Below are 20,277 nucleotides of genomic sequence, written 5' to 3'. Positions count from 1 at the left end.
GGGAGTCGCACCGCGTAGGCTGCACCTCGGTGGAGGACAGATTGGGCCAAGGCGTGCGTTCGGCTCCGGGTGCGGAGCCGGCCGATGTCGCCGCATCGCCCGCTCGCCTGCCGGGCGACTTGCTGGTGGACCGGCGGTTCGGCCGTGCGGAGATCACCGCGATCCGGCACGAGGTGTCGGCGCGGGTGAGCGCGGCCGGTCTCGGCGGTGATCGGCTGCAGGGCTTCGTGCTCGCGATCAACGAGATGGTCACCAACGCCGTGGTGCACGCCGGCGGCCATGGCCGTCTCGCGTTGTGGCTCGCGGACGGCTCGGCGTTCTGCACGGTGACCGACTCCGGGCCCGGCATCCCGGCCGAGTTCCTCGCCGAGCCAGGGGTGCCCGCGGCGTACCAGGTGGGCGGCCGCGGCATCTGGCTCGCACACCAGTTGTGCGACGAGGTGACGGTGGCCACCGGCCCGATCGGCACTACCATCTGCCTGCGGATACTGTTGCCGCACCACGCCGTACGCAGCTGAAACATAAGTTTGAACGCCTGGTGAACACGTGAAGGCGGCCTTCCCCCCACACCTACGGCGTAGTGCGGCTACATTGGGCGCGTGCTCGGACTTCCTCCCCAAGTAACCGCATGCCTTTTCGATCTTGATGGCGTGCTGACGCAGACCGCGCTCGTGCACAATGCTGCGTGGAAACAAACGTTCGACGCGTTCCTCGAGACGTGGTCGGCGCAGCATGGGCAAGAGTTCGTGCCGTTCGACTCCGGCGCCGACTACCACCAGTATGTCGACGGCCGGCCACGCGCCGACGGGGTGCGTACGTTCCTTGCCTCTCGCGGAATCACCCTGCCCGAGGGCAGCCCGGAGGACGGTCCCAACCAGCTGACCGTCAACGGCATCGGCAACAAGAAGAATGAGCTCGTCCTGCAGAAGATCAGGGACGGCCACGTGAAGGTCTACGACGGCTCCGTGGAGTACCTCAAGGCCGCTCAGGCGGCCGGGCTGCGCCGTGCCGTCGTGTCGGCCAGCGCCAACTGCAAGGACGTGCTGGAGGCGGCGGGCATCGCGGACCTCCTCGAGGTCCGGGTGGACGGGATCGTCGCCCGCGAGCAGAACCTGCCGGGCAAACCGGCTCCCGACACCTTCCTGTACGCGGCCAAGCTGCTCGGGCTACCCCCGGAGAACTGCGCGGTGTACGAGGACGCCCTCGCCGGAGTCGCGGCCGGCCACGCGGGCAGGTTTGGGATCACCATTGGGGTGGACCGGGTCGGACAGTCCCAGGCGTTGTTGGAAAACGGGGCTGACATCGTTGTCACGGACTTGTCAGAACTCCTCACGCGCTAGATCGCGTATCTTTCAAGACTTTCTCTTTCTCATGTACGAGAGGCTCCACCGTGATCCGTGAACGGGCTTATCCCGTCGACCCCTGGCATATCAGGGAGACTCGCCTCGACCTGGACCTGCTGGCCCAGTCCGAGTCGGTGTTCGCGCTGGCCAACGGACACATCGGGATGCGCGGCAACCTTGACGAAGGTGAGCCGCACGGCCTTCCCGGGACGTATCTCAACTCGTTCTACGAGCTGCGCCCGTTGCCCTACGCAGAAGCCGGCTACGGATTCCCGGAATCCGGCCAGACCATGATCAACGTGACCAACGCCAAGCTCATGCGGCTGCTGGTCGACGACGAGCCGTTCGACGTGCGCTACGGCGAGCTCCGGTCCCACGAGCGGGTCCTGGACCTGCGGGCCGGCACGCTCGAGCGCAACGTCGAGTGGGTGTCACCGTCCGGCCAGGCCATCCGGGTCCGCACCGTGCGCCTGGTGTCCTTCACCCAGCGTGCCGTCGTGGCGTTCCTCTACGAGGTGGAGCCGCTCGACGCGTCCGCCCGGCTGATCCTGCAGTCGGAGCTGGTCGCCAACGAGCAGCTGCCGCCGATGAGCAAGGACCCCCGCGTCGCCGCCGTCCTCGACCACCCGCTGCAGGCCGAGGAGATGCTCGAGCAGCGCTCCGGCGGGCTGCTCGTGCACCGCACCAAGAACAGCGACCTTCGGATGGCCGCCGCCATGGAGCACCTGGTCGAGGCGCCCGGCAAGCACGCGATCACCACCGAGGGGCACCCGGACTGGCTGCGCACGACCGTCGCCAGCAAGCTCGAGCCGGGGCAGAAGCTGCGCGTGGTCAAGATCGCCGCGTACGGCTGGTCCGGCAACCGCTCGCTGCCCGCCATCCGCGACCAGGTGGGTGCGGCGCTCGCCAGTGCCCGGCTGGACGGCTGGGAGGGCCTGGTGGAGGCCCAGCGAGAGTTCCTGGACGCCTTCTGGGACCATTCCGACGTACGCGTCGAGGGCGACCCCGAGGTGCAGCAGGCGGTCCGCTTCGGGCTGTTCCACACGCTGCAGGCCGGTGCCCGGGCCGAGTTGCGCCCGATCGGGTCGAAGGGGCTGACCGGCCCCGGCTACGACGGCCACACGTTCTGGGACGCCGAGACCTTCGTGCTGCCCGCGCTGACCTACACCCAGCCCTCGGCGGCCGCGGACGTGCTGCGCTGGCGACATTCGACGCTCGACCTGGCGCGCGAGCGGGCGCAGACGCTGGGCCTGCAGGGTGCGGCCTTCCCGTGGCGGACGATCCGTGGCCAGGAGTGCTCGGCGTACTGGCCGGCCGGCACCGCGGGCTTCCACATCGGGGCGGACATCGCGGACGCGGTGCGGCGCTACGTCCAGGCGACCGGCGATTACGACTTCGAGCGTGAGGTGGGGCTCGAACTCCTGATCGAGACGGCGCGGCTGTGGCGTTCGCTGGGGCACCACGACCGGCATGGACGGTTCCACATCGACGGGGTCACCGGCCCGGACGAGTACACCGCGGTGGTGGACGACAACATCTACACCAACCTGATGGCGCAGCAGAACATGTTCACCGCCGTCGAGGCCGCGAAGCGTCACCCCGACCTGGCGCACAAACTGGGCGTGGACGACGAGGAGATGGCGTCGTGGCGGGATGCGGCGGCTGCGGTGCACATCCCGTACGACCGGGAACTGGGTGTTCATCAGCAGTCCGAGGGCTTCACCCGGCTGCAGGAGTGGGACTTCGAGAACACGCCGCCCGAGGCGTACCCGCTGCTGCTGAACTACCCGTACTTCGACCTGTACCGCAAGCAGGTGGTCAAGCAGGCCGACCTGGTGATGGCGATGTACATCCGGGGGGACGCGTTCACCCCGGAGGAGAAGGCGCGCAACTTCGCCTACTACGACGCCCGTACGGTGCGGGACTCGTCGCTGTCCGCGTGCGTGCAGGCCGTCATGGCGGCCGAGACGGGTCATCTGGAGCTGGCCCACGACTACCTGGGCGAAGCGGCCCTGATGGACCTGCACGACCTGCACCAGAACGCCCGCGACGGCGTGCACGTGGCGTCGCTGGCCGGGTCCTGGATCGCGCTGGTGGCGGGCCTCGGCGGCATGCGCGACTTCAACGGCCAGTTGTCGTTCGCGCCGCGGCTGCCCAGCCGGATCAGCAACCTGGAGTTCTCGCTGCTCTGGCGGGGCCTGCGGCTGCGTGTGAACGTGACCCCGGACGAGGTCACCTACTCGCTGCGTAACGGCGGCGGCTCGGCCCGCCTGGTGCTGGTGCATCACGGCAAGGAGGTCGAGGTGACCCAGGTGAAGCCGGTGGCCGTGCCGATACCGCCGGCGCTGCCGGTCGGCCCGGCACCGACCCAGCCGGCCGGGCGCGCCCCGGTGCGCCGCGCGACAAGCTAGAAATGAGGGGCGCCCAAGTCGGGCGCCCCTCATTTCGTCACAGCAGCGACACGTGCACGTGGTCGGTGTGGTCGCTGACGCCGTGATAGGCCTTCCACACGCCGGTGGTGGGGAACCAGATCTGCTTGAACCAGATGACGTAATAGATGCCGAGCCGGTCGGCATTACGCACCAGGAACGCCATCAGGTCGTTGCCGTACTTCTTCATGTCGGCGTTGTGCGCGACCGAGAACCCGCTCTTCTGCAGTGACCAGTCACAGGCCCGGCCCTTGGGGTGCTCGAACGGGCCGCCGTCGCGGTGACACCCGACGAATCTGTTGAAGCCGGCCTTCTTCACCTCTTTGTAGAGGTGCAGGGTGCGCGCCGTGATGCAGCCATTCGTCGTCGGGTCGTCGACCGAACAACTCTCCGGCGAGAAACCGCCGTCGGCATTGCGCGGCGCGGGGGCCGCCACCGCCGATTTCGCGTCGACGAATCCGCCGGTCAGGGATTCCCCACCGACCAGCGAGAGCGCTTTCTCGGCGGATTCTTTCTGCTTGGCCATCGAGGCGAGATTGGTCTGCTGCTGCTTGACCTCCGCGTCCAGCGCGGCCTTGGTGTTGTTGACCTCGTCGATCGCCGAGTTGAGCTCGTGCAGCGAGTGGTCCTGCAAGCTGTTGATCTCGGAGAGGGAGATCGCCTTGGAGAGGAAGTCGTCGTTGCCGTTGCTGCCGAGCAGGTAGCCCATCGTGCCGATGTTGCCGGTCTGATACTGCTTCGCGGCGATCGCGTTGACCTCGGGGACCAGCTTGTCGCGCCGGGCCTCGGCAACCTTGATGTCGGCGGCCAGCTTTTTCTGCGTGGCGGTCGATTTCGTCACCGCGGCCTTGGCCTGGACGAAGCGCCGGTTCGAGGACTCCAGCACGTCGTTCAGCAGAAGATCGTCCTCGCCGCCGGTGGTCTTCTCGTCGGCGGTGTCCGACGTGCCGCTGCCCGGTTCCGCGTTGGCCGGCGAGCTGGGTGTGACGAACAACGCCGCTGCCACGAGCGGCGCCAGTGCCACGATCAGCAATCGGCGCGGTCGTACGGTCATGCACAATCCTTCCGTCGGCCGCCGACCGGGTTAGCTGACGGGTTCGGGACGGAAGCGATCCCTACCGCTAGGAACAGCGGATTCACCCCGGGAAAACCTGGGTCCCCGGCTCGCCTCGCGGCGATTAGGCGGTGGCCTGCCCGGCACCTCGGGGGCGGCGCCTCGGCGGCAGGCCGGACGCGAGTTTACCGGACAGTGTGGAATGGTTCAGCGCTCCGCAAACACCAATTCTGTGATGTCGCAGCGACATTGCGTGACCACATTCACGGTGTGTCGCCGGCCTCTGGCGCTGCGTACGAAATCTGTCGATCAATGGATGTCTTGGGTATCGTCGGCGGCCGACGGAAGGATTTGATGTGCAGAAATCTGTCCGGCGGCGTCTGGCGATTTTGCTAGCGCTAGTTGTCGCGACCTCCGGACTGGCCGTGTCCACGGCCAGCTCCGCGTTCGCCGCTCCGGGTGATTCCGGGGACGACGGCGAAGGCGGGTCCAAGACCCTGATTCAGCAGCTCGACGCGGCGTCACGCGGTTTCGTCGACGCGAAGGACGCGCTGGCCGCGTCCCAGAAGCGGCAGGCGGCGCTGACCGCCGAGATCAAGAAGCTGGACGCCGAGCTCGGGCCGCGCCAGCAGGCGGTCGACACGGTCATCCGGCAGTCTTATACGACCGGTCGCCTCGGACCGATGAGCGCGCTGCTGTCGGCCAGCTCGACCGGCGCCTTCCTGGACCGCGCCGAGACACTGCAGACGGTCGCCGCCCGCGAGAACGAGGTGGTCGCCGACCTGCGGGCCAACCGGGACCGGCAGGCGGCCGCCAAGCTCGCGGTCGACCAGGCGATCCGGGACCAGCAGAAGCAGCTCAACCTGATGGCCAAGCGCAAGGCCCAGGCCGAGGCCGCGCTCAAGGAGGCCAACGCCGGTCAGGACGCCCCGCAGGCGAGCGACGGCGGGAGCAGCAAGACCGCGACGGCGGTGCCGCGTAACTCCGACGGCTCGCTGCCGGCCGAGGGCTGCTCGATCAACGACCCGACCACCGACGGCTGCATCACGCCCCGGCTGCTGCACGCGATGCAGCAGGCCAAGGGGGCCGGCTTCACGCACTTCGTCGCGTGCTTCCGGCATCAGGCCACCGGCGAGCATCCCAAGGGCCGGGCGTGCGACTTCGCGGCCGACACGAAGGGCTTCGGCGGCGTCGCGAGCGGGTCCAGTAAGGACTACGGGACCCGGCTCGCGAACTACTTCATCAACAACAGTGATCGGCTGGGCGTGCTCTACGTCATCTGGTTCAGACGCATCTGGCTACCGAGCAGCGGCTGGAAGGCGTACAGCGGAGGAAATGGAGACCCCTCCAGCGACCACACCAATCACGTGCACCTGTCGGTGCGGTAATCACTTGTTGATGTAGGACTCGTATTCCTTCATCACGTCGTCGGTCGCGCCGTCGGCGCGGATCTCGCCGGACTCCAGCCAGATGGACCGCTCGCACGTGTCCCGGATCGACTGCTCGCTGTGGCTGACCAGGAACACCGTGCCGGCCTCCTGACGCAGCTCGCGCACCCGGGCCTCGCTGCGCTTGCGGAACTTCGCGTCACCGGTGGCCAGCGCCTCGTCGATCAGCAGCACGTCGTGCTTCTTGGCGGCGGCGATCGAGAAGCGCAGCCGGGCCGCCATGCCGGACGAGTACGTCCGCATCGGCAGCGAGCTGAAGTCGCCGCGCTCGTTGATCCCGGAGAACTCGATGATGTCCCCGGTCTGGGCCTTCACCTGGGCTGGGGTCATCCCCATGGCCAGGCAGCCGAGCTGCACGTTCTTCTCGCCGGACAGGTCGTTCATCAGGGCCGCGTTGACGCCGAGCAGCGACGGCTGGCCGGCCGCGTAGATCGCGCCGCCCTGCTCGACCGGCAGCAGCCCGGCGATCGCCCGCAGCAGCGTCGACTTGCCCGACCCGTTGCTGCCGATCAGGCCGACGGCCTCACCCTTGTACGCGGTGAAGCTGACGCCCTTGACCGCGTGCACCTCGCGGGTCGCCGCGTTCTTGGTGCCGGTGACGATGCGCTTGAGGCTGGCCAGCGGCGAGTTGGTGCCGGACCCGGCAGCGCCGTGAATCCGGTAGATGATGTGCGCGTTGTGCGCGATGACGGTGGGAACGCGATCGGTGTCAGCCACGGCCGTAGCCCTTCTCTCCACGCCAGAAGTACACATACCCACCCAGGCCGACGACCACGGTCCACGCCACGGCCTCGGTCCACAGCCGCATCGGCGTGCCGGCCAGCTGCACGTTCTCCATCAGCGCGTGGCGGATCAGCTCGATGAACACCAGCAGCGGGTTGGCCTCCACCACGGTCAGCTTCCAGCCGTGCAGGTGGTCGGTGAAGTTGGTGACCGGGTAGAGCACCGCCGAGCCGTACATCCAGATCCGCATGATGTACGGGATGAGCTGCCGGACGTCGTGCACCTTGCTGGCGAGCCGGGCCACGAACATCGCCAGGCCGGCGTTGAAGGTCGCCTGAAGTATCAGGGCCGGGATGATCAGCAGCCACTCCACGGTGAGCGGCTCACCGGAGGCGAACACGATCACCATCAGCACGATCATCGACACGATGATGTTGCGGACCTCGACCAGCGTGATCGAGATCGGGATGCTCGCCCGGGGGAAGTGCAGCGCCCGGATCAGACCCAGATGGCTGATGATCGAGTTCGAGCCGGCCTGCACCACGGACTGGGTGAAGCCGAAGATGAAAACACCGATGCACAGGTACGCGATGAAGTTGTCCACGCCGCGCTTGGTGTTGATCAGCACGCCGAAGATCACGTAGTAGACACCCGCGTTGATCAGCGGGGTCAGGACCTGCCACAGCATGCCGAGCCGGGTGGTGCCCAGCGATGCCGTCACCTTCGCATTCGCGAACGCGGTGATGAAGTGCCGGTACGACCAGAGCTGCCGGGTGTACTCCGGCAGGGAGGGCAGGCGTCCGGCTGCCGTCAGGCCGTTGCGCCGGGCGACCTCCTGTGGTGCCAACCCGGTGTCGGAATCGGCGACCGCCATCTGAGCCATGGGGTGGAGCTCCGATCTCGTCGGCCCGTGAGGGGTTCCGGGCCCTGGTTCTTTCCGCGAGAACACTTAAGCAGAATGCCAAGATACCGTCGATGGAACGGACTCGTATCGACGTGCCGGAAGGCTATCCGACCGAAGGGCGGAACGCAACCGTTACGTCCTGGCGTATAGTGACCGCGTGGCGACGGGAAAGCGAGCACCTGCCGGGGCGGCCGTACTTCGAGGCGACATCACCGCGGCGATCCGCAACGCGGTGATGCACGAGCTGGCTGAGGTGGGTTATGGCAGGCTCTCCATCGAAGCGGTGGCGCGCCGCGCGGGCGTGGGCAAGACCGCAATCTACCGCCGCTGGGGAAACAAGCTCGAGATGGTCCTGGAGATTGTCGAGGACGTCGCCGGCCGTAGTGTCCCGCTGCCCGACACCGGCAGCTTCGCGGGCGACCTTCAGCTGATCATGATGATCGTGAGCCGGGCCCTCCAGCACCGGATCGCCTCGCAGATCATCCCGGACCTGATGGCCGAGGCCGCGCGCAACCAGCAGATCGCCGAGACCCTGCAGAAGGCGCTGCGCACCCATCAGACCGCGGTCGGCGACAAGCTGGTCGGCCAGGCCGTGGCGCGCGGCGAACTGCCCGCCGGCACCGACCCCGAGGTGGCCGTCGACATGATCCTCGGCCCGTTGTATTGGCACCTGGCCGTCTCCCGTACTCCGCTGGCCGACGACTATCTGGAGAAGCTCACGTCGGCCGTGATGGCAGCGATGCGCAATACCGTTCCGGATTAACCTCTTGACGCTGAGCAAGTCGTCCTAAGTACACTGTCCTCGCGCCTAGGGTTTCCTGGGCGCCGGGGTCGCCCGTGCCCCCTTCGTGGGCGGCCCCGCGATAACCGGACGGCGGCGTATGAACGACTTATCGGACCGGCAGCACATTCAGCTGGAAGGCGTCGGCGTGGAACGGCTGACGTCGGTGGCGCTGGGGCGGCGGCTCGCGGCCCTACGACGGGCTCGTGGCCTGACCCAGCGCCAGGTCGCGGAACGGATGAAGATCACCAAGGCGCGGGTTTCCCACATCGAACAGGGGAAGGTCGCGAACCAGGAGGTCGTCGCCCGCTACGCGGCAGCGCTGGGCGGGCGCCTGCATCAAGCCATCTATTTCGAGGACGGAGCCGTCGCGGCCATCGCGTGACGGTTCTCCTGGACCGGCGGTGCCGCTGCGGCGCGGCGCCGGTCCAGGCGGAAGCTCAGGGCGGCCAGGATCAGGCCCAGCGCGGCCAGCACCACCCCGATCCAGGCCGGGGACAGGTAACCCCAGCCCGCGGCGATCACGGCACCGCCCAGGGCCGCGCCGACGCTGTTGGCGATGTTCGTCGCGGACTGGTTCACGGCGGCGCCCATCAGTTGGGCTCCGGGCGCCACCGTGATCAGCCGCGCCTGCAGGGCGGGGCCCATGAACAGGCTGGCCGCGCCGACCAGGAACGCCGACACGAACAGGCCGACCGGGTTGCGCGCCACGATGCCGAATAGGGCCACCGTGACGATCATGCCGCCGAAGCCGAGCAGGATGCTCCGGCGCAGGTTGCGGTCCGCCGCCATGCCGCCCAGGGCGTTCCCGACGGTCATGCCCAGGCCCACGCTGGCCAGCGCCCACGGGACGGCCGCCGAGGACAGGCCGGTGACGTGCGTGGTCACCGGCGCGATGTAGCTGTTCACCGCGAAGAAGCCGCCGAAGCCCACCGCGGCCACCAGGGCCACCAGCCACACCTGCGAGGACCGGAAGGCGCGCAACTCGGCCCGTGGCGAACCGCCGGGCGCGGCGGCCACGTGCGGGACGGTGACCAGTACCGCCAGCAGGGTCAAGGCGAAGACACCGGCCACCGCCAGGTACGCGACGCGCCAGTCGGTCGATTGGCCGAGGCTGGTGATCAGCGGGACCCCGAACACGTTCGCGGCGGTGAGACCGCTCAGCACCACGGCGAAGCCCTTGCCCTCGCTGCCCGGGCCCAGCATCGCGGACGCCAGCAGCCCGGCCGCCCCGAAGTAGGCCCCGTGGGCCAGCGCCGCGATGAACCGGCCGGCCAGGACCAGCTCGAACGTGGGCGCCAGGGCGGACGCGACGGTTCCGACGACGAACAGCCCGAGCAGGCCCAGCACCAGGCGGCGGCGGGACACCCGGGCGGTCAGGGCGGCGATCGTGGGCGCGCCGGCGACCACGCCCAGCGCGTAGACGGTGATCACCCAGCCGGCCTTGGCGACGGCGTCGGCGGACGATTGGGCGTACAGGGAAGGCAGGAGGTCGTGAGCCATGTCGGGCAGTAGGCCGACGGCCACGAACTCGGTCAGACCGAGGCCGAAACCGCCGAGGGCGAGAGCGAGAAGCGCTGCCCAGCGGCGGGACGCGGTGAGGTTTTCCACTAGATCGACTCTAGAACGTTCTAGGCGGTGTCGTGCATAGAACGTTCTAGTAATCACACGTAAACTTTCGGGAATGACCACCGCTCGCCCGACACTTGCCGACGTCGCTGCCGAGGCGGGCGTCTCGGTCGCGCTGGTGTCCATCGTGATGCGTGACGCACCGGGTGCGAGCGCCGCCACCCGCGAGCGGGTCCTGGAGGTGGCGCGCCGGCTGGACTACCAGCCGGACAGCCGGGCCCGGCTGTTACGCAGCGGCCACAGCCGGTTGCTCGGCGTGGTCTTCGGCGTGCAGCATCCGTTCCACGCGGACATGCTGACCGGGCTGTACGCCGCCGCGGCGCAGGTCGGGTACGAGCTGACGCTGAGCGCGATGACACCCGGGCGCGACGAACGGACCGCGATCGGGAGCCTGCTGCAGGACCGGTGCGCGGCGCTGGTGCTGCTCGGACCGCAACTGCCGGCCGCCGAGCTGGGCGCGCTGGCCGACCGGATGCCGGTGGTGTCGATGATGCGTGGCGTTCGTCACAAGGCCGTCGACGTGATCCGCACCGACGATGTCCGCGGCGAGCACCTGGCCGTCGACCACCTCGTCGAGCTGGGCCATCGAAAGATCGCGCACGTGGACGGCGGACGTCGGATGATCGCCTCGGCGGACCGGCGGCAGGGCTATCGGGACGCGATGAAAGGGCACGGGCTCGAGGCGTACGCAAGGGTGGTCTCGGGGGGTTTTCTCGAGGAGGACGGCGCGAAGGCCGCCCGGGAGCTGCTCGACGACCCGCCGACCGCGGTGACCACGTTCAACGACATGAGCGCGACCGGCCTGCTGGACGTGCTGCTGCGCGGCGGGCTGTCGGTGCCCAGCGACATCAGCGTGGTGGGCTACGACGACAGCAGCTTCAGCCGGCTCGCGCACATTGACCTGACGACGGTCGCGCAGGACATCGAGACGTTGACGACGCTGGCGGTCGCGCGCGCGGTGGAGCGGATCGAGGGCGCCCCGGTGGTGCACCGCGAGGTGGTGATCCCACCCCGCCTGGTGGTCCGCGGCACCACGACGATCCCCTCGCCGAGCCGCTAAGGCGACGCGGGCGGGCGCCGATCGGGTAAGCGTGCGAGTCAGAAGCGCGCTGGTCCTTGTCGCGCTCGCGCTCGGGGGGTGCAGCGGGGGGTCGGCCACTCCGGCGCCGAGTGGTAGCGCGACGGCCGCCGGGCAGCCGTGGGTGGTGGTCAAGCCCGGTCAGGCCACGCCCAGCGCGACGGCGTCCCAGTACGGCGGGGTGGCCAAGCCCGCCCTGCCGCCGGTGTCGTTCCTGCCCCCGGCCGCCGGCGCGGCCTGCAAGATCGCGTGGCCGGAGTATCAGGGGCAGGTGTTCATCCCGCTGCAGGTCACCCCGGGGGCGGGCTCGCTGACCGTGCAGTGGCCCAATCGGTACGGCAGCACCTATCGGGTCGCCGCCGTCAAGCAGAGCCTGGTCACCGGTGCGCAGCCCGAGCCCGTCTGGAAGACCGTCACCCCCGGGTCGCAGTGCGAGGGCAGTGCCACGATCACCGGCCTGACCTCGGGCGAGGCGTACATCGTGTGGCTCGACGCGCCGGACACCCCGCGCGGCGTGGACGGCACCCGCAGCCTCTACAGCGGGCGGTCCGGCGTGGTGAAGCCGCTATGACGCGACCGTGTTGCGGCCGCTCCACTTCGCGGCGTAGAGGCGGTCGTCGGCCTGCCGGAACAGCATGTCGCCGGTCATCCCGTCGGCCAGCTCGGCCAGCCCGACGCTGACCGTGAGGCGTACGCCGGGAAGAATGTCGGAGGACGCCACCGCGGCCCGGATCCGCTCCGCGACCTCGCGGCCGACCGCCAGGTCACCGCGCAGGAAGACGGTGAACTCGTCGCCCGCGTACCGCACCGGGATGTCCTCGGCCCGGCAGTGCGCCCGCAGGATCCGGGCCACCTCGCGCAGCGCGCGGTCGCCGGTCGAATGCGAGTAGACGTCGTTGATCGTCTTGAAGTGGTCCACGTCGACCAGGAGCAGGATCAGCGGCGGCGGGATGCGGCCCGCGTCGATCCGGTCCAGCAGCAGGTCGAAGCGGCGGCGGTTGCCCAGGCCGGTGAGCGGGTCGCGCAGCACCTCGCGCTCGGCGCGGTCGCGGGCGGCCTCGGCCTCCTCCCGCTGGCGGGCCTGGCGCAGCATCGCGAGCCGTTGCAGGCGCAGCCGCCACAGCTCGCGGGTCTGGCCCTCGACCGCGGCGAACATGTCCCGGCTGGACTGACCGGCATCCGACTCGAGCGCGGTCAGCGCCATCTCGAACCGGATGATCGGTTTCTCGTCCGGGCGCACACCGAAGTCGCACAGCTCGCCGGCGGCCAGGAACTCCATCCGGGCCTCGGCCAGCATCCCGTGGGTGCGCAGGCTGATCCCGAGCGCCAGGTGGGCCATCCGGGCGTACTGGAAATTCTCCTCGTCGCGTAACGGCAGCACCGCGTCGCGGGCCAGCTTCTCGGCCGGGATGATGTCGCCGAGTTTGGCCAGCGCGAGCGCGAGCATGGCCGCGGCGACCGGGTCGTCCGGGCGCTCGTCGACGTGCCGGCGGGTGATCTCGGCACTGCGCCGCAGCCGGGCCGCGCCCTCGTCGTGGCGTCCGACGTGGCCGAGCCGCAGTCCCCAGTAGAGCAAGGTCACCGCGTGCACCAGCGCGAACCCGGCGCCGGCCTCGCTGAGGTGTTCGTACGTCGAGGCGGCGGTCTCGTACATCTCGGCCGCGGTGGCCGCCTCGGCGAACGAGCAGAGGGCCGAGCGGTGGCGGTCGCCATCGGAGTGCGGCAGGTCGAGCAGCGCCGCCGCGCGGGCCAGGTTGCGCATCGCGTCCACGTCGCGGCCGCGCAGCAGGTCGAAATGCGCGAGGTCGCACAGTGCCTTGGCCTCGCCGAGCACCGATCCGACGGCGTGGTGCAGGCGTAACAGCCGCTCGCCCAGGTCGGCGGCCTCCGGGATGCGGCCGATGGCGAGATTCGCATACATCTTGCCCTGGATCAGGAACGGCACGGTGCGGCTGTCGCCGCAGGCACGGGCGATGGCCAGGTACGCGTCGGCGGCGCGCAACGCCTCGTGCCCGTGGCCGGTGGTCGCGAGCCGGTGCACGCGCAGGTCCAGCAGGTGCAGCGGGCCGAACACGGTGACCGGGACCGGCAGGCGCGAGCCGTTCATGTCCTCAGTATCAACAAAAAGCACCAGATCAACTACGGCAGAGATGCGACCGTCAGGATTCCGACGTGTACTTGTCCAAACCGTCTACCAGCATCTCGAGGCCGAACTCGAAGCGCGCCTCGATGCCCCCGCCGACCATGGCTTCGGCGTTCTTCTGTATGTACGGGTATTTTTCCGGGGGGAGCTGGGCAAAGTAGGCGACCAGGTCCTCGCCGAGCTGGGCGATGTAGGACTCCTTCTGGCCGCCGGCGTCGACCACCTCGGTGCGCCAGATCGAATACTCGTACGCGTCGGCGGTGATGTAGAGGAAGATCCGGTCCATCGCCCAGGCGGCCATCTTCGCCGGTACGCCACCGGACAGCATGATCCCCATCATCGCGTTGGAGATGCGCAACGCGTTCGGCCCGGTCGGGATCGTGGCCAGGGCGGCGCGGGCCAGGTCGTTGTGGTCGACCAGCGCCTGATGAGCGGTGCGGGCCAGCTCCTTGACCTGATCCTTCCAGCGCGCCGGATCCGGCTCCTGCGGCGTCACCATGCCGCACACCTCGTCGAACATGAGCTGGAGCAGCTCGTCCTTGTTCGTCACGTGGGCGTACAGGCTGGACGGCCCGGTCTCGAACTCGGCCGCGACCCGCCGCATGCTGACCGCGTCGATGCCCTCGCGCTGCACGATGCGCAGACCGGCCCGGACGATCTCGGCCCGGGTCAGCGGGATCTTGGCGGTGCGCACGGGCTTGGGCCGGCGGATGCTGCCGGGGCGCCAGGGGAGCTCGCTCATCGCCGTTTAATCTACTTGACGCGAACGGTGTTCGCCATTAGAACGGTGTTCGTAGATAACGAACACCGTTCGGGGGGAGCTCCATGGAAGCCGTTCTTGAGAAAGCCGCGGCGCCACCGTTATACCGATACCGATGGATCGGGTTCGCCGTGATCCTGGCCGTCGAGGTGATGGACCTGCTCGACGCCCTGGTCACCAACATCGCCGGCCCGGTGATCCGGGACGAGCTCAGCGGGTCGTACAGCCTGATCCAGTGGCTCGGCGCGGCGTACACGCTGGCGATGTCGATCGGCCTGCTCACCGGCGGGCGTCTCGGGGACATCTTCGGCCGGCGCCGGATGTTCCTGATCGGCGCGACCGGTTTCACGCTGGCCTCGCTGGCCTGCGGCATCGCCCAGTCGCCCGGCCAGCTGATCGTCGCGCGTGCCGTGCAGGGCCTCTTCGGCGCGGTCATGCTGCCGCAGGGGCTCGGCATGATCCGGCAGATGTTCAGCCCGGCCGAGCAGGCGAAGGCGTTCGGCGCGTTCGGCCCGGTGATGGGCCTGTCCTCGGTGGCCGGCCCGATCCTGGCGGGCTGGCTGGTCACCGCCGACTACTTCGGCGCCGGCTGGCGGATGATCTTCTTCATCAACCTGCCGCTCGGCCTGTTCGCCGTGCTCGGCGCGATCAAGTTCCTGCCCGAGTTCAGCAACGAGCGCCCGCCCCGGCTCGACGTGCTCGGCGTGCTGCTCGCCGCGGTCGGCGCGTTCCTGCTGCTCTACCCGTTGGTGCAGGGCCGGGAGCTGGACTGGCCGGTCTGGGTCTTCGTGATGCTGGCGGCCGGCCTGATCGTCTTCGGGCTGTTCTCGCGCTACGAGAGCCGCCGCGAGAAGAACGGGCTCGACCCGCTGGTGACGCCGAGCCTGTTCCGCAAGCGCGCGTTCACCGGCGGTCTCGCGGTGGGCCTGGTGTTCTTCGGCGGCATGATCGGCACCGGCCTGGTCTTCACGTTCTACCTCCAGATCGGACTCGGCTACTCACCGCTGAAGGCCGGGCTCACCACGCTGCCGCAGGCGATCGGCACGGTCGTCGGGTTCGTCGCGGCCGGCATGGGACTGGTCGAGAAGCTGGGCCGGCGGCTGCTGATGCTCGGCGTGGTCGTGATGATGGCGGGCACGGTCGGCTTCGGCACGACGATCTGGCTCGCCGGGGCGGACATCACCCCGTACCTGCTGATCCCGGGCCTGTTCCTGGTCGGCGCCGGGATGGGTCTCGCGATGGCGCCGTTCTTCAACATCGTGCTGGCCGGTGTGGACGACGCCGAGACCGGTTCGGCCTCGGGCGCGCTGACCTCGGTGCAGCAGCTCGGTGGGGCGTTCGGCATCGCGGTGCTCGGCACGCTGTTCTTCGCCCTGCTGCCGGGCCAGGTGACCGCCCATGTCGATCAATCACAAGCCTCATTACGTACGGCGTTGACCGCGGCCGGCGTTCCGTCGGACACCCAGGCGGCGGTCGCCAGCGGGTTGCGGGACTGCCTGCGGGACCGTACCGCCGCGGACGACCCGAGCGTGGTGCCGCCGAGTTGCGACGGAGCTGGCGGGGCGCAGAGCCCGGAGATCGCGGCCTACGCCCAGGAACAGGTGCGGGCCGGCTTCCAGAGCGCCACGATCCGCACCACCGGGGTCACGCTGGCGCTGCTGGTCCTCGTGTTCGGGCTGGCGTTCCTGCTGCCTAAACGGGCCCGCCCGGAATAGTCGGCAGGCCGGCGGCGCGCCACGCGACGTAGCCGCCGGCCAGGTCGGTCGCCCGGCGCAGGCCCAGATCCTGCAGCGCGGCGGCCGCCAGGCTGCTGGTGTAGCCCTCCTCGCAATGGACGATCACCTCGAGATCGAAGCTGTCCGCGAACGGCAGCCGGGCCTCGCTGCGCGGGTCCAGCCGCCACTCCAGCACGTTGCGTTCGATGATCACCGCGCCCGGGATCTCGCCGGACTCGGCCCGTTGCGCGGCCGGCCGGATGTCCACCAGCACGGCACCTCGGGCGACCGCGGCCGCCACCGAGTGCGGGTCGAGGCGGCTCAGCCGGGTGCGGGCGGCGGCGAGGATCTCGTCGATGCTGAGCGAGCCGGGCGGGGGAGTCAGGACCGGGGCACTCACCACTGTGCTCCCGCCCGCTCGACGGTCAGCACCCGCAGGCCGTCCGGGCCGAGGCGGTACTGGGTCATCGTGCTCAGCGCCGGGCCGTAGACGTGAATGCTGGCGGCCGGGCGGCCCGAGCGGTTGGTGATCCGGTGGATGTGCCGGGTGCCGAAGCGGCGGCCGGTGCCGGCGCTCAGTTCGCGTGCCTGAAGCGTGCCCCGCGTCCCGGCGACGGTCTCCTCGGTCAGGGTTCCGCCGACGACCTGGAACGCGCCGGCCGAGCCCCCATGGTCGTGCAGCTCGGTGCCCTGGCCGGGCAGCCACGTCAGCAGCCAGACCTCGTGATCGCCGGCGACGGCGAGGCGGTGGTACCACCGCTCGGCGGCGCTGTACCGGGGTGCGACCGGCCAGTCGTCGGGAGCGTCGGCATACCGGGCCGCGATGGCGAGGTGATCGAGTTCGAGGGCGACGTTCATGTATATATTTCCTATCAATACTGTAGGCTTTAGGGAGAGCCTACAGCACAGATATCAGTGGTCAACCCGGTTCCGCGATGTGGGAGGCACGCTCGCGCGCCCGCGCCAGCCCCCGAGGTTCGCCCGCGGCGCCGGCACGCGGCAGCCGGCCGGGCGTGCGACCCCCACCGCGCCGATCAGGATCCGGCGCAACTGGCGCTCCAGATCGGCGGCGTCCGGCCGCGCGGCCGGATCCTTGGCCAACAGGTCCAGGATCACCGGCGTGAGCGGGCCCGGCCGCCGGGGCGGGTCCGGTTCCTCGGTCGCGATCGCCACCAGCGACGCGGTCAGCGTCTTGCGGGCGAACGGCGGACGGCCCTCGGTGGCCGCGTACAGGGTGGCGCCGAGCGACCACAGGTCACCCGCCGGTCCGGACCGGCCCGGGCCCAGCCGTTCCGGCGCCAGGTAATAGGGCGAGCCCATGACCTCCTGGACCTCGACGTCCGGACCGTCCGTCGTGGCCAGTCCGAAGTCGGTGAGCACCACCCGGCCGTCGTCGGCGAGCAGGACGTTGTGCGGCTTGACGTCGCGGTGCATGACCCCGGCGGCGTGCGCGGCCCGCAGCGCGGCCAGCATCTGCAGACCGGCGCGGGCGGCGTCGCGATGCGACAACGGGCCGTCCTGCTCGATCGCCGTGTGCAGCGAGCGCGGACCGGCGTACTCCATGACGATCCAGGACCGCCCGGACCACCAGAGGACGTCGAAGACCCGGACCACGTTCGGATGGTCCAGCATGGCGGCGGCGCGGGCCTCGGCGACCGTACGACCGTCGGGCAGATCCGCGGGCGGCGCGGTGATCTCCTTGACCGCCACCCGCCGGCCCAGCACCTCGTCGTCGGCCAGCCACACCCGGCCCATGCCACCCGCGCCGATCACCTCGATCAGCCGATACCGGTCGCCGACCACCATGTCCCGGTCCACCGCGCATGCCGTCATGTAAGGGCTTCGCGGCCGGCCCGGTCCCGGATGGGTCTACCACCAACCTCGTCGTTTCGCCCAGGTGAGCAGCAGCGCCGACATGACCGCCATGACGATCAGGACGGCGATGAGCGCGGCGACGTGTGTCCGGTCGTTGACGATGATGTTCATGCCGTAGATCGAGGACAACGCGGTGATCGGCAGCGTCACCACGGCGATCACGGCGAGCCGTTCGGCCGCGATCGTCATCTTGGTCTCGGCTCGCGCCCGATAGAACTCGATCACGCCCTGGAGATACTCACGCTCGCCGTCGGCCAGCCCGCGGATCCGGTTCAGCTGATCCACCACGTCGTTGACCAGCGGCAGGTCGTCGGCCGGGATGCGGGCCTCGAGCGCGGCTACCCGGCCGTAGACCTCGGCACCCAGCGCGCCCATCGTGCGCACCGCGAGCAGCCCGTGCCGGGCCTGGAACAGCTCTTCCAGGAACTCCTCCGGGTTGCCCATGTGCCCGCTGGTGACCCGCTGCTCGAGCCGCCAGACGTCGGTGGTGACCTCCTCGATGAACGTCTCCAGGCGGTGCACCAGGGCGGACGTGATGGCGTACGAAAGCTCGTACGGGGAATCGGGTGTCAATCGGCCGGATTCGAGACGCCGGCGCACCCCGTCGGTCTCCCGCAACGCCACTTCCACGGAAAGCGCGGCATTGATGGGGCCGTGCACCGTCACCACATAGTTCTCGCCGATTATCTGATCAAGTTCGAGATAGTGGACGTGCCCGGACGGCCCGCGTTCCGGCCCGTGCAGGATCAACAGCTGTTGATGTGGATAAATCCGGACACGAGGCACGCGATTGCGTTGCATGCAGTCACGAACCGCGAGTGGGTGGCACTTCAATACCTCGGTGAGCAGGTCGACGGCCTCGTCCGAGCACTCCGGAATGTCCACCCAGACAACCGTGTCCGGCCGACCGATCAGTGCCGCGACCTCGGCGGTCGGGTGAGACTGGACAGTGCCCCCGGACAGCGACAGGACCCTGATCCCGGCCATGACTTCACGCTAGACCTGAAAGAGGCTCGTGACACTTTGCCTCTTTCCGAACAACAAGTAAAAACAAGCCCTCCGCAGTCGTCTGGATACGCTGCGTAAAAGAAATTAGGCTTCGGCTCACCGGATCGGCTCACCACCTCAGCCGTTAAGGCGGAAATCTCGTCGGCACCCGCCCGTGGAATCGAGAAAGCTATATGGTGACCTGCGCCGCTGAGAACCGGTGCCGGAGGCCACCTCGCCCGCCGCCCCCGACCCCCTGATTCCCGAGGACGGACACGTGTTGAAGTCACGCCGCGGTCTGCTCGCCGCCGGCTTAGCCGTCGCCGTGGTCGGCGCCTTCGGCGTCGCCTCGACCCTGAACGCGGGCGCGGACGAGGTTCCCGACGCCCCCGAGGCCAAACCCGCGGTTGCCGCCGCGGCCGACCCCGACGACCTGGTACCCCCGGTCGTTCTCCCCTGGGGCGAACGACCGAAGAAGATCAAGCGCGGCCGCGGCGGCGACACCAGCCGCAGCCTCCGGATCGAGGGGCTCTCCGCGGCGCCCGCCGACGCGAGCGGCTCGACCACCCCGCGCGGCCGGTACGGGCCGAAGGGCCGCAGCAACCGCACCAGCTTCCTCAAGACCGAGCACACCGACATCGTGCCCCCCGCGCCGGCGCCCGCGCCGTCCTCGTCGACCCAGCCGCCGGACAACGGCGACGAGGACGTCAACTACCTGTACAGCGTGGGCTCGCAGGCCGCCGAGACGGACGGCGTCTACGCGAACCTCACGGTGGCCAAGCCGACCCTCGCCAAGGCCGACTACCACACGCTCACCGAGATCGCGCTGCAGTCCGCCGACGGCCAGCAGATCGTCGAGGTCGGCTGGAACGTCGACCGGGTGGTCAACGGCGACGACGATCCGCACCTGTTCGTCTTCCACTGGGTCAACCGGAAGGCCACCTGTTACAACGCCTGCGGCTTCCAGCCGTACAGCAAGAACGTGACGGCGGGCGCCACCCTGGCGTACGACGTCACCAAGAAGTTCGGCATCCAGTACTTCAACGGCGCCTGGTGGATCGCCTACGACACCGAGTGGATCGGGTACTTCCCCGAGGCGCTCTGGAACGACGAAGGCGTCAAGTTCAACCGGTCCGGCCTGGTGCAGGTCTTCGGTGAGGTGGCCTCGACCACCGCCAAGCCGTGCAGTGAGATGGGCAACGGCCAGACCCCGGACAAGACGACCGCGGCCAAGGCGGCCAGCATCTCGTACCTGAACGGCCCGCCCGAGCAGATGAACGTCCGGGCCACCAGCGACGTCTACACCGTCAACGCCCTCAGCGCCCGAACTTTCCGGTTCGGCGGCCCCGGAGCCTGCTGAGTCTGAGCTCTTTCAAAATCACCCCGCGACACGATGCCCGGTCCCGGC

At 69.3% G+C, this 20,277-nt stretch carries 20 protein-coding genes and 1 riboswitch; of the genes, 10 read left to right on the top strand and 10 right to left on the bottom strand.

Annotated features, from left to right (window positions below):
- Positions 1–29 precede the first annotated feature (29 nt).
- The 3 genes from HH310_RS28305 to HH310_RS28295 all read left to right on the top strand — a co-directional run bounded on the left by HH310_RS28305 (position 30) and on the right by HH310_RS28295 (position 3,754).
- Positions 30–518 carry an ATP-binding protein gene (locus tag HH310_RS28305; RefSeq protein ID WP_169178711.1) on the top strand — a complete coding sequence of 163 codons (489 nt, stop codon included), beginning with the start codon at positions 30–32 and terminating at the stop codon, positions 516–518.
- An 81-nt stretch (positions 519–599) separates the two neighbouring features.
- Positions 600–1,340 (top strand): HAD family phosphatase, encoded by a 741-nt coding sequence (locus HH310_RS28300; RefSeq protein ID WP_169178710.1) that lies wholly within the window; start codon positions 600–602, stop codon positions 1,338–1,340.
- A gap of 50 nt (positions 1,341–1,390) precedes the next feature.
- Entirely contained in the window at positions 1,391–3,754 is a 2,364-nt protein-coding gene (locus HH310_RS28295; protein WP_169178709.1) for a glycoside hydrolase family 65 protein, read from the top strand.
- A gap of 37 nt (positions 3,755–3,791) precedes the next feature.
- Here HH310_RS28295 and HH310_RS28290 read toward each other — a convergent pair whose 3' ends face one another.
- A complete protein-coding gene (locus HH310_RS28290) occupies positions 3,792–4,826 on the bottom strand; it encodes a hypothetical protein (protein ID WP_169178708.1) in 1,035 nt (344 codons plus the stop codon).
- 3 nt (positions 4,827–4,829) lie between these two features.
- Positions 4,830–4,967, bottom strand: a riboswitch (cyclic di-AMP (ydaO/yuaA leader).
- Positions 4,968–5,182: 215 nt separating this feature from the next.
- Here HH310_RS28290 and HH310_RS28285 point away from each other — a divergent pair.
- Positions 5,183–6,214, top strand: coding sequence for a hypothetical protein (locus HH310_RS28285; protein WP_169178707.1), 1,032 nt, complete (start codon positions 5,183–5,185; stop codon positions 6,212–6,214).
- On the opposite strand, the gene HH310_RS28280 is transcribed toward HH310_RS28285, so the two are convergent.
- Positions 6,215–7,027, bottom strand: a complete 813-nt coding sequence (locus HH310_RS28280) for an ABC transporter ATP-binding protein (RefSeq protein ID WP_169178706.1) — start codon at positions 7,025–7,027, stop codon at positions 6,215–6,217. It lies immediately after the preceding gene.
- On the bottom strand, positions 6,984–7,880 hold the full coding sequence (locus HH310_RS28275; protein WP_169178705.1) for an ABC transporter permease: 897 nt from the start codon (positions 7,878–7,880) through the stop codon (positions 6,984–6,986). Before HH310_RS28275 ends, HH310_RS28280 begins: the two co-directional genes overlap by 44 nt.
- A gap of 178 nt (positions 7,881–8,058) precedes the next feature.
- Between HH310_RS28275 and HH310_RS28270 the strand changes: the two genes are divergently transcribed.
- Positions 8,059–8,664: a TetR/AcrR family transcriptional regulator gene (locus HH310_RS28270; RefSeq protein WP_169178704.1), complete on the top strand. Its 606-nt coding sequence runs from the start codon at positions 8,059–8,061 to the stop codon at positions 8,662–8,664.
- A gap of 118 nt (positions 8,665–8,782) precedes the next feature.
- On the top strand, positions 8,783–9,067 hold the full coding sequence (locus HH310_RS28265) for a helix-turn-helix transcriptional regulator (protein WP_169178703.1): 285 nt from the start codon (positions 8,783–8,785) through the stop codon (positions 9,065–9,067).
- On the opposite strand, the gene HH310_RS28260 is transcribed toward HH310_RS28265, so the two are convergent.
- Entirely contained in the window at positions 9,031–10,293 is a 1,263-nt protein-coding gene (locus tag HH310_RS28260) for an MFS transporter (RefSeq protein ID WP_169178702.1), read from the bottom strand. The genes HH310_RS28265 and HH310_RS28260 overlap by 37 nt on opposite strands.
- Before the next feature lie 73 nt (positions 10,294–10,366).
- On the opposite strand from HH310_RS28260, the gene HH310_RS28255 reads away from it, so the two are divergent.
- Together HH310_RS28255 and HH310_RS28250 are read left to right on the top strand one after the other, a co-directional pair.
- Entirely contained in the window at positions 10,367–11,371 is a 1,005-nt protein-coding gene (locus tag HH310_RS28255) for a LacI family DNA-binding transcriptional regulator (RefSeq protein WP_169178701.1), read from the top strand.
- 31 nt (positions 11,372–11,402) lie between these two features.
- Complete coding sequence (locus HH310_RS28250; protein ID WP_169178700.1) at positions 11,403–11,960, top strand: hypothetical protein; 558 nt, start codon at positions 11,403–11,405, stop codon at positions 11,958–11,960.
- Here the strand turns inward: HH310_RS28250 and HH310_RS28245 are convergent.
- Positions 11,955–13,496, bottom strand: a complete 1,542-nt coding sequence (locus HH310_RS28245; RefSeq protein ID WP_169178699.1) for a GGDEF domain-containing protein — start codon at positions 13,494–13,496, stop codon at positions 11,955–11,957. The two genes, HH310_RS28250 and HH310_RS28245, sit on opposite strands and share 6 nt — an antisense overlap.
- Before the next feature lie 52 nt (positions 13,497–13,548).
- Positions 13,549–14,274: a TetR/AcrR family transcriptional regulator gene (locus HH310_RS28240; RefSeq protein ID WP_169178698.1), complete on the bottom strand. Its 726-nt coding sequence runs from the start codon at positions 14,272–14,274 to the stop codon at positions 13,549–13,551.
- A gap of 83 nt (positions 14,275–14,357) precedes the next feature.
- On the opposite strand from HH310_RS28240, the gene HH310_RS28235 reads away from it, so the two are divergent.
- Positions 14,358–16,007 carry an MFS transporter gene (locus tag HH310_RS28235; RefSeq protein WP_169178697.1) on the top strand — a complete coding sequence of 550 codons (1,650 nt, stop codon included), beginning with the start codon at positions 14,358–14,360 and terminating at the stop codon, positions 16,005–16,007.
- Here HH310_RS28235 and HH310_RS28230 read toward each other — a convergent pair.
- The 4 genes from HH310_RS28230 to HH310_RS28215 are packed head-to-tail and all read right to left on the bottom strand — an operon-like array spanning position 15,985 to position 18,869.
- Positions 15,985–16,407, bottom strand: coding sequence for a rhodanese-like domain-containing protein (locus tag HH310_RS28230; protein ID WP_169178696.1), 423 nt, complete (start codon positions 16,405–16,407; stop codon positions 15,985–15,987). The two genes, HH310_RS28235 and HH310_RS28230, sit on opposite strands and share 23 nt — an antisense overlap.
- Positions 16,404–16,865: a cysteine dioxygenase family protein gene (locus tag HH310_RS28225; protein WP_169178695.1), complete on the bottom strand. Its 462-nt coding sequence runs from the start codon at positions 16,863–16,865 to the stop codon at positions 16,404–16,406. The genes HH310_RS28230 and HH310_RS28225 overlap by 4 nt, the downstream gene beginning before the upstream one ends.
- Before the next feature lie 54 nt (positions 16,866–16,919).
- Positions 16,920–17,840: a serine/threonine-protein kinase gene (locus tag HH310_RS28220; protein WP_248294488.1), complete on the bottom strand. Its 921-nt coding sequence runs from the start codon at positions 17,838–17,840 to the stop codon at positions 16,920–16,922.
- A 36-nt stretch (positions 17,841–17,876) separates the two neighbouring features.
- Positions 17,877–18,869 (bottom strand): magnesium transporter CorA family protein, encoded by a 993-nt coding sequence (locus HH310_RS28215; RefSeq protein WP_169178694.1) that lies wholly within the window; start codon positions 18,867–18,869, stop codon positions 17,877–17,879.
- A gap of 277 nt (positions 18,870–19,146) precedes the next feature.
- Here HH310_RS28215 and HH310_RS28210 point away from each other — a divergent pair, with 277 nt between their 5' ends.
- Positions 19,147–20,229, top strand: coding sequence for a neprosin family prolyl endopeptidase (locus HH310_RS28210; protein ID WP_312034374.1), 1,083 nt, complete (start codon positions 19,147–19,149; stop codon positions 20,227–20,229).
- Positions 20,230–20,277: the final 48 nt, after the last annotated feature.

It is taken from the genome of Actinoplanes sp. TBRC 11911, assembly GCF_012933445.1.
Lineage (GTDB): Bacteria > Actinomycetota > Actinomycetes > Mycobacteriales > Micromonosporaceae > Actinoplanes.
The sequence above is the reverse complement of the archived record's forward strand: the minus strand, read 5'-3'. Positions and strand labels throughout refer to the sequence as shown.

Bases quoted from the DNA above. Each gene is read 5' to 3' on its own strand.
- HH310_RS28240 (WP_169178698.1), bottom strand. From the start codon at position 14,274: ATGAGCGAGCTCCCCTGGCGCCCCGGCAGCATCCGCCGGCCCAAGCCC.
- HH310_RS28265 (WP_169178703.1), top strand. From the start codon at position 8,783: ATGAACGACTTATCGGACCGGCAGCACATTCAGCTGGAAGGCGTCGGC.
- HH310_RS28215 (WP_169178694.1), bottom strand. From the start codon at position 18,869: ATGGCCGGGATCAGGGTCCTGTCGCTGTCCGGGGGCACTGTCCAGTCT.
- HH310_RS28275 (WP_169178705.1), bottom strand. From the start codon at position 7,880: ATGGCTCAGATGGCGGTCGCCGATTCCGACACCGGGTTGGCACCACAG.
- HH310_RS28290 (WP_169178708.1), bottom strand. From the start codon at position 4,826: ATGACCGTACGACCGCGCCGATTGCTGATCGTGGCACTGGCGCCGCTC.
- HH310_RS28225 (WP_169178695.1), bottom strand. From the start codon at position 16,865: ATGAACGTCGCCCTCGAACTCGATCACCTCGCCATCGCGGCCCGGTAT.
- HH310_RS28255 (WP_169178701.1), top strand. From the start codon at position 10,367: ATGACCACCGCTCGCCCGACACTTGCCGACGTCGCTGCCGAGGCGGGC.
- HH310_RS28235 (WP_169178697.1), top strand. From the start codon at position 14,358: ATGGAAGCCGTTCTTGAGAAAGCCGCGGCGCCACCGTTATACCGATAC.
- HH310_RS28280 (WP_169178706.1), bottom strand. From the start codon at position 7,027: ATGTGTACTTCTGGCGTGGAGAGAAGGGCTACGGCCGTGGCTGACACC.
- HH310_RS28245 (WP_169178699.1), bottom strand. From the start codon at position 13,496: ATGAACGGCTCGCGCCTGCCGGTCCCGGTCACCGTGTTCGGCCCGCTG.
- HH310_RS28220 (WP_248294488.1), bottom strand. From the start codon at position 17,840: ATGACGGCATGCGCGGTGGACCGGGACATGGTGGTCGGCGACCGGTAT.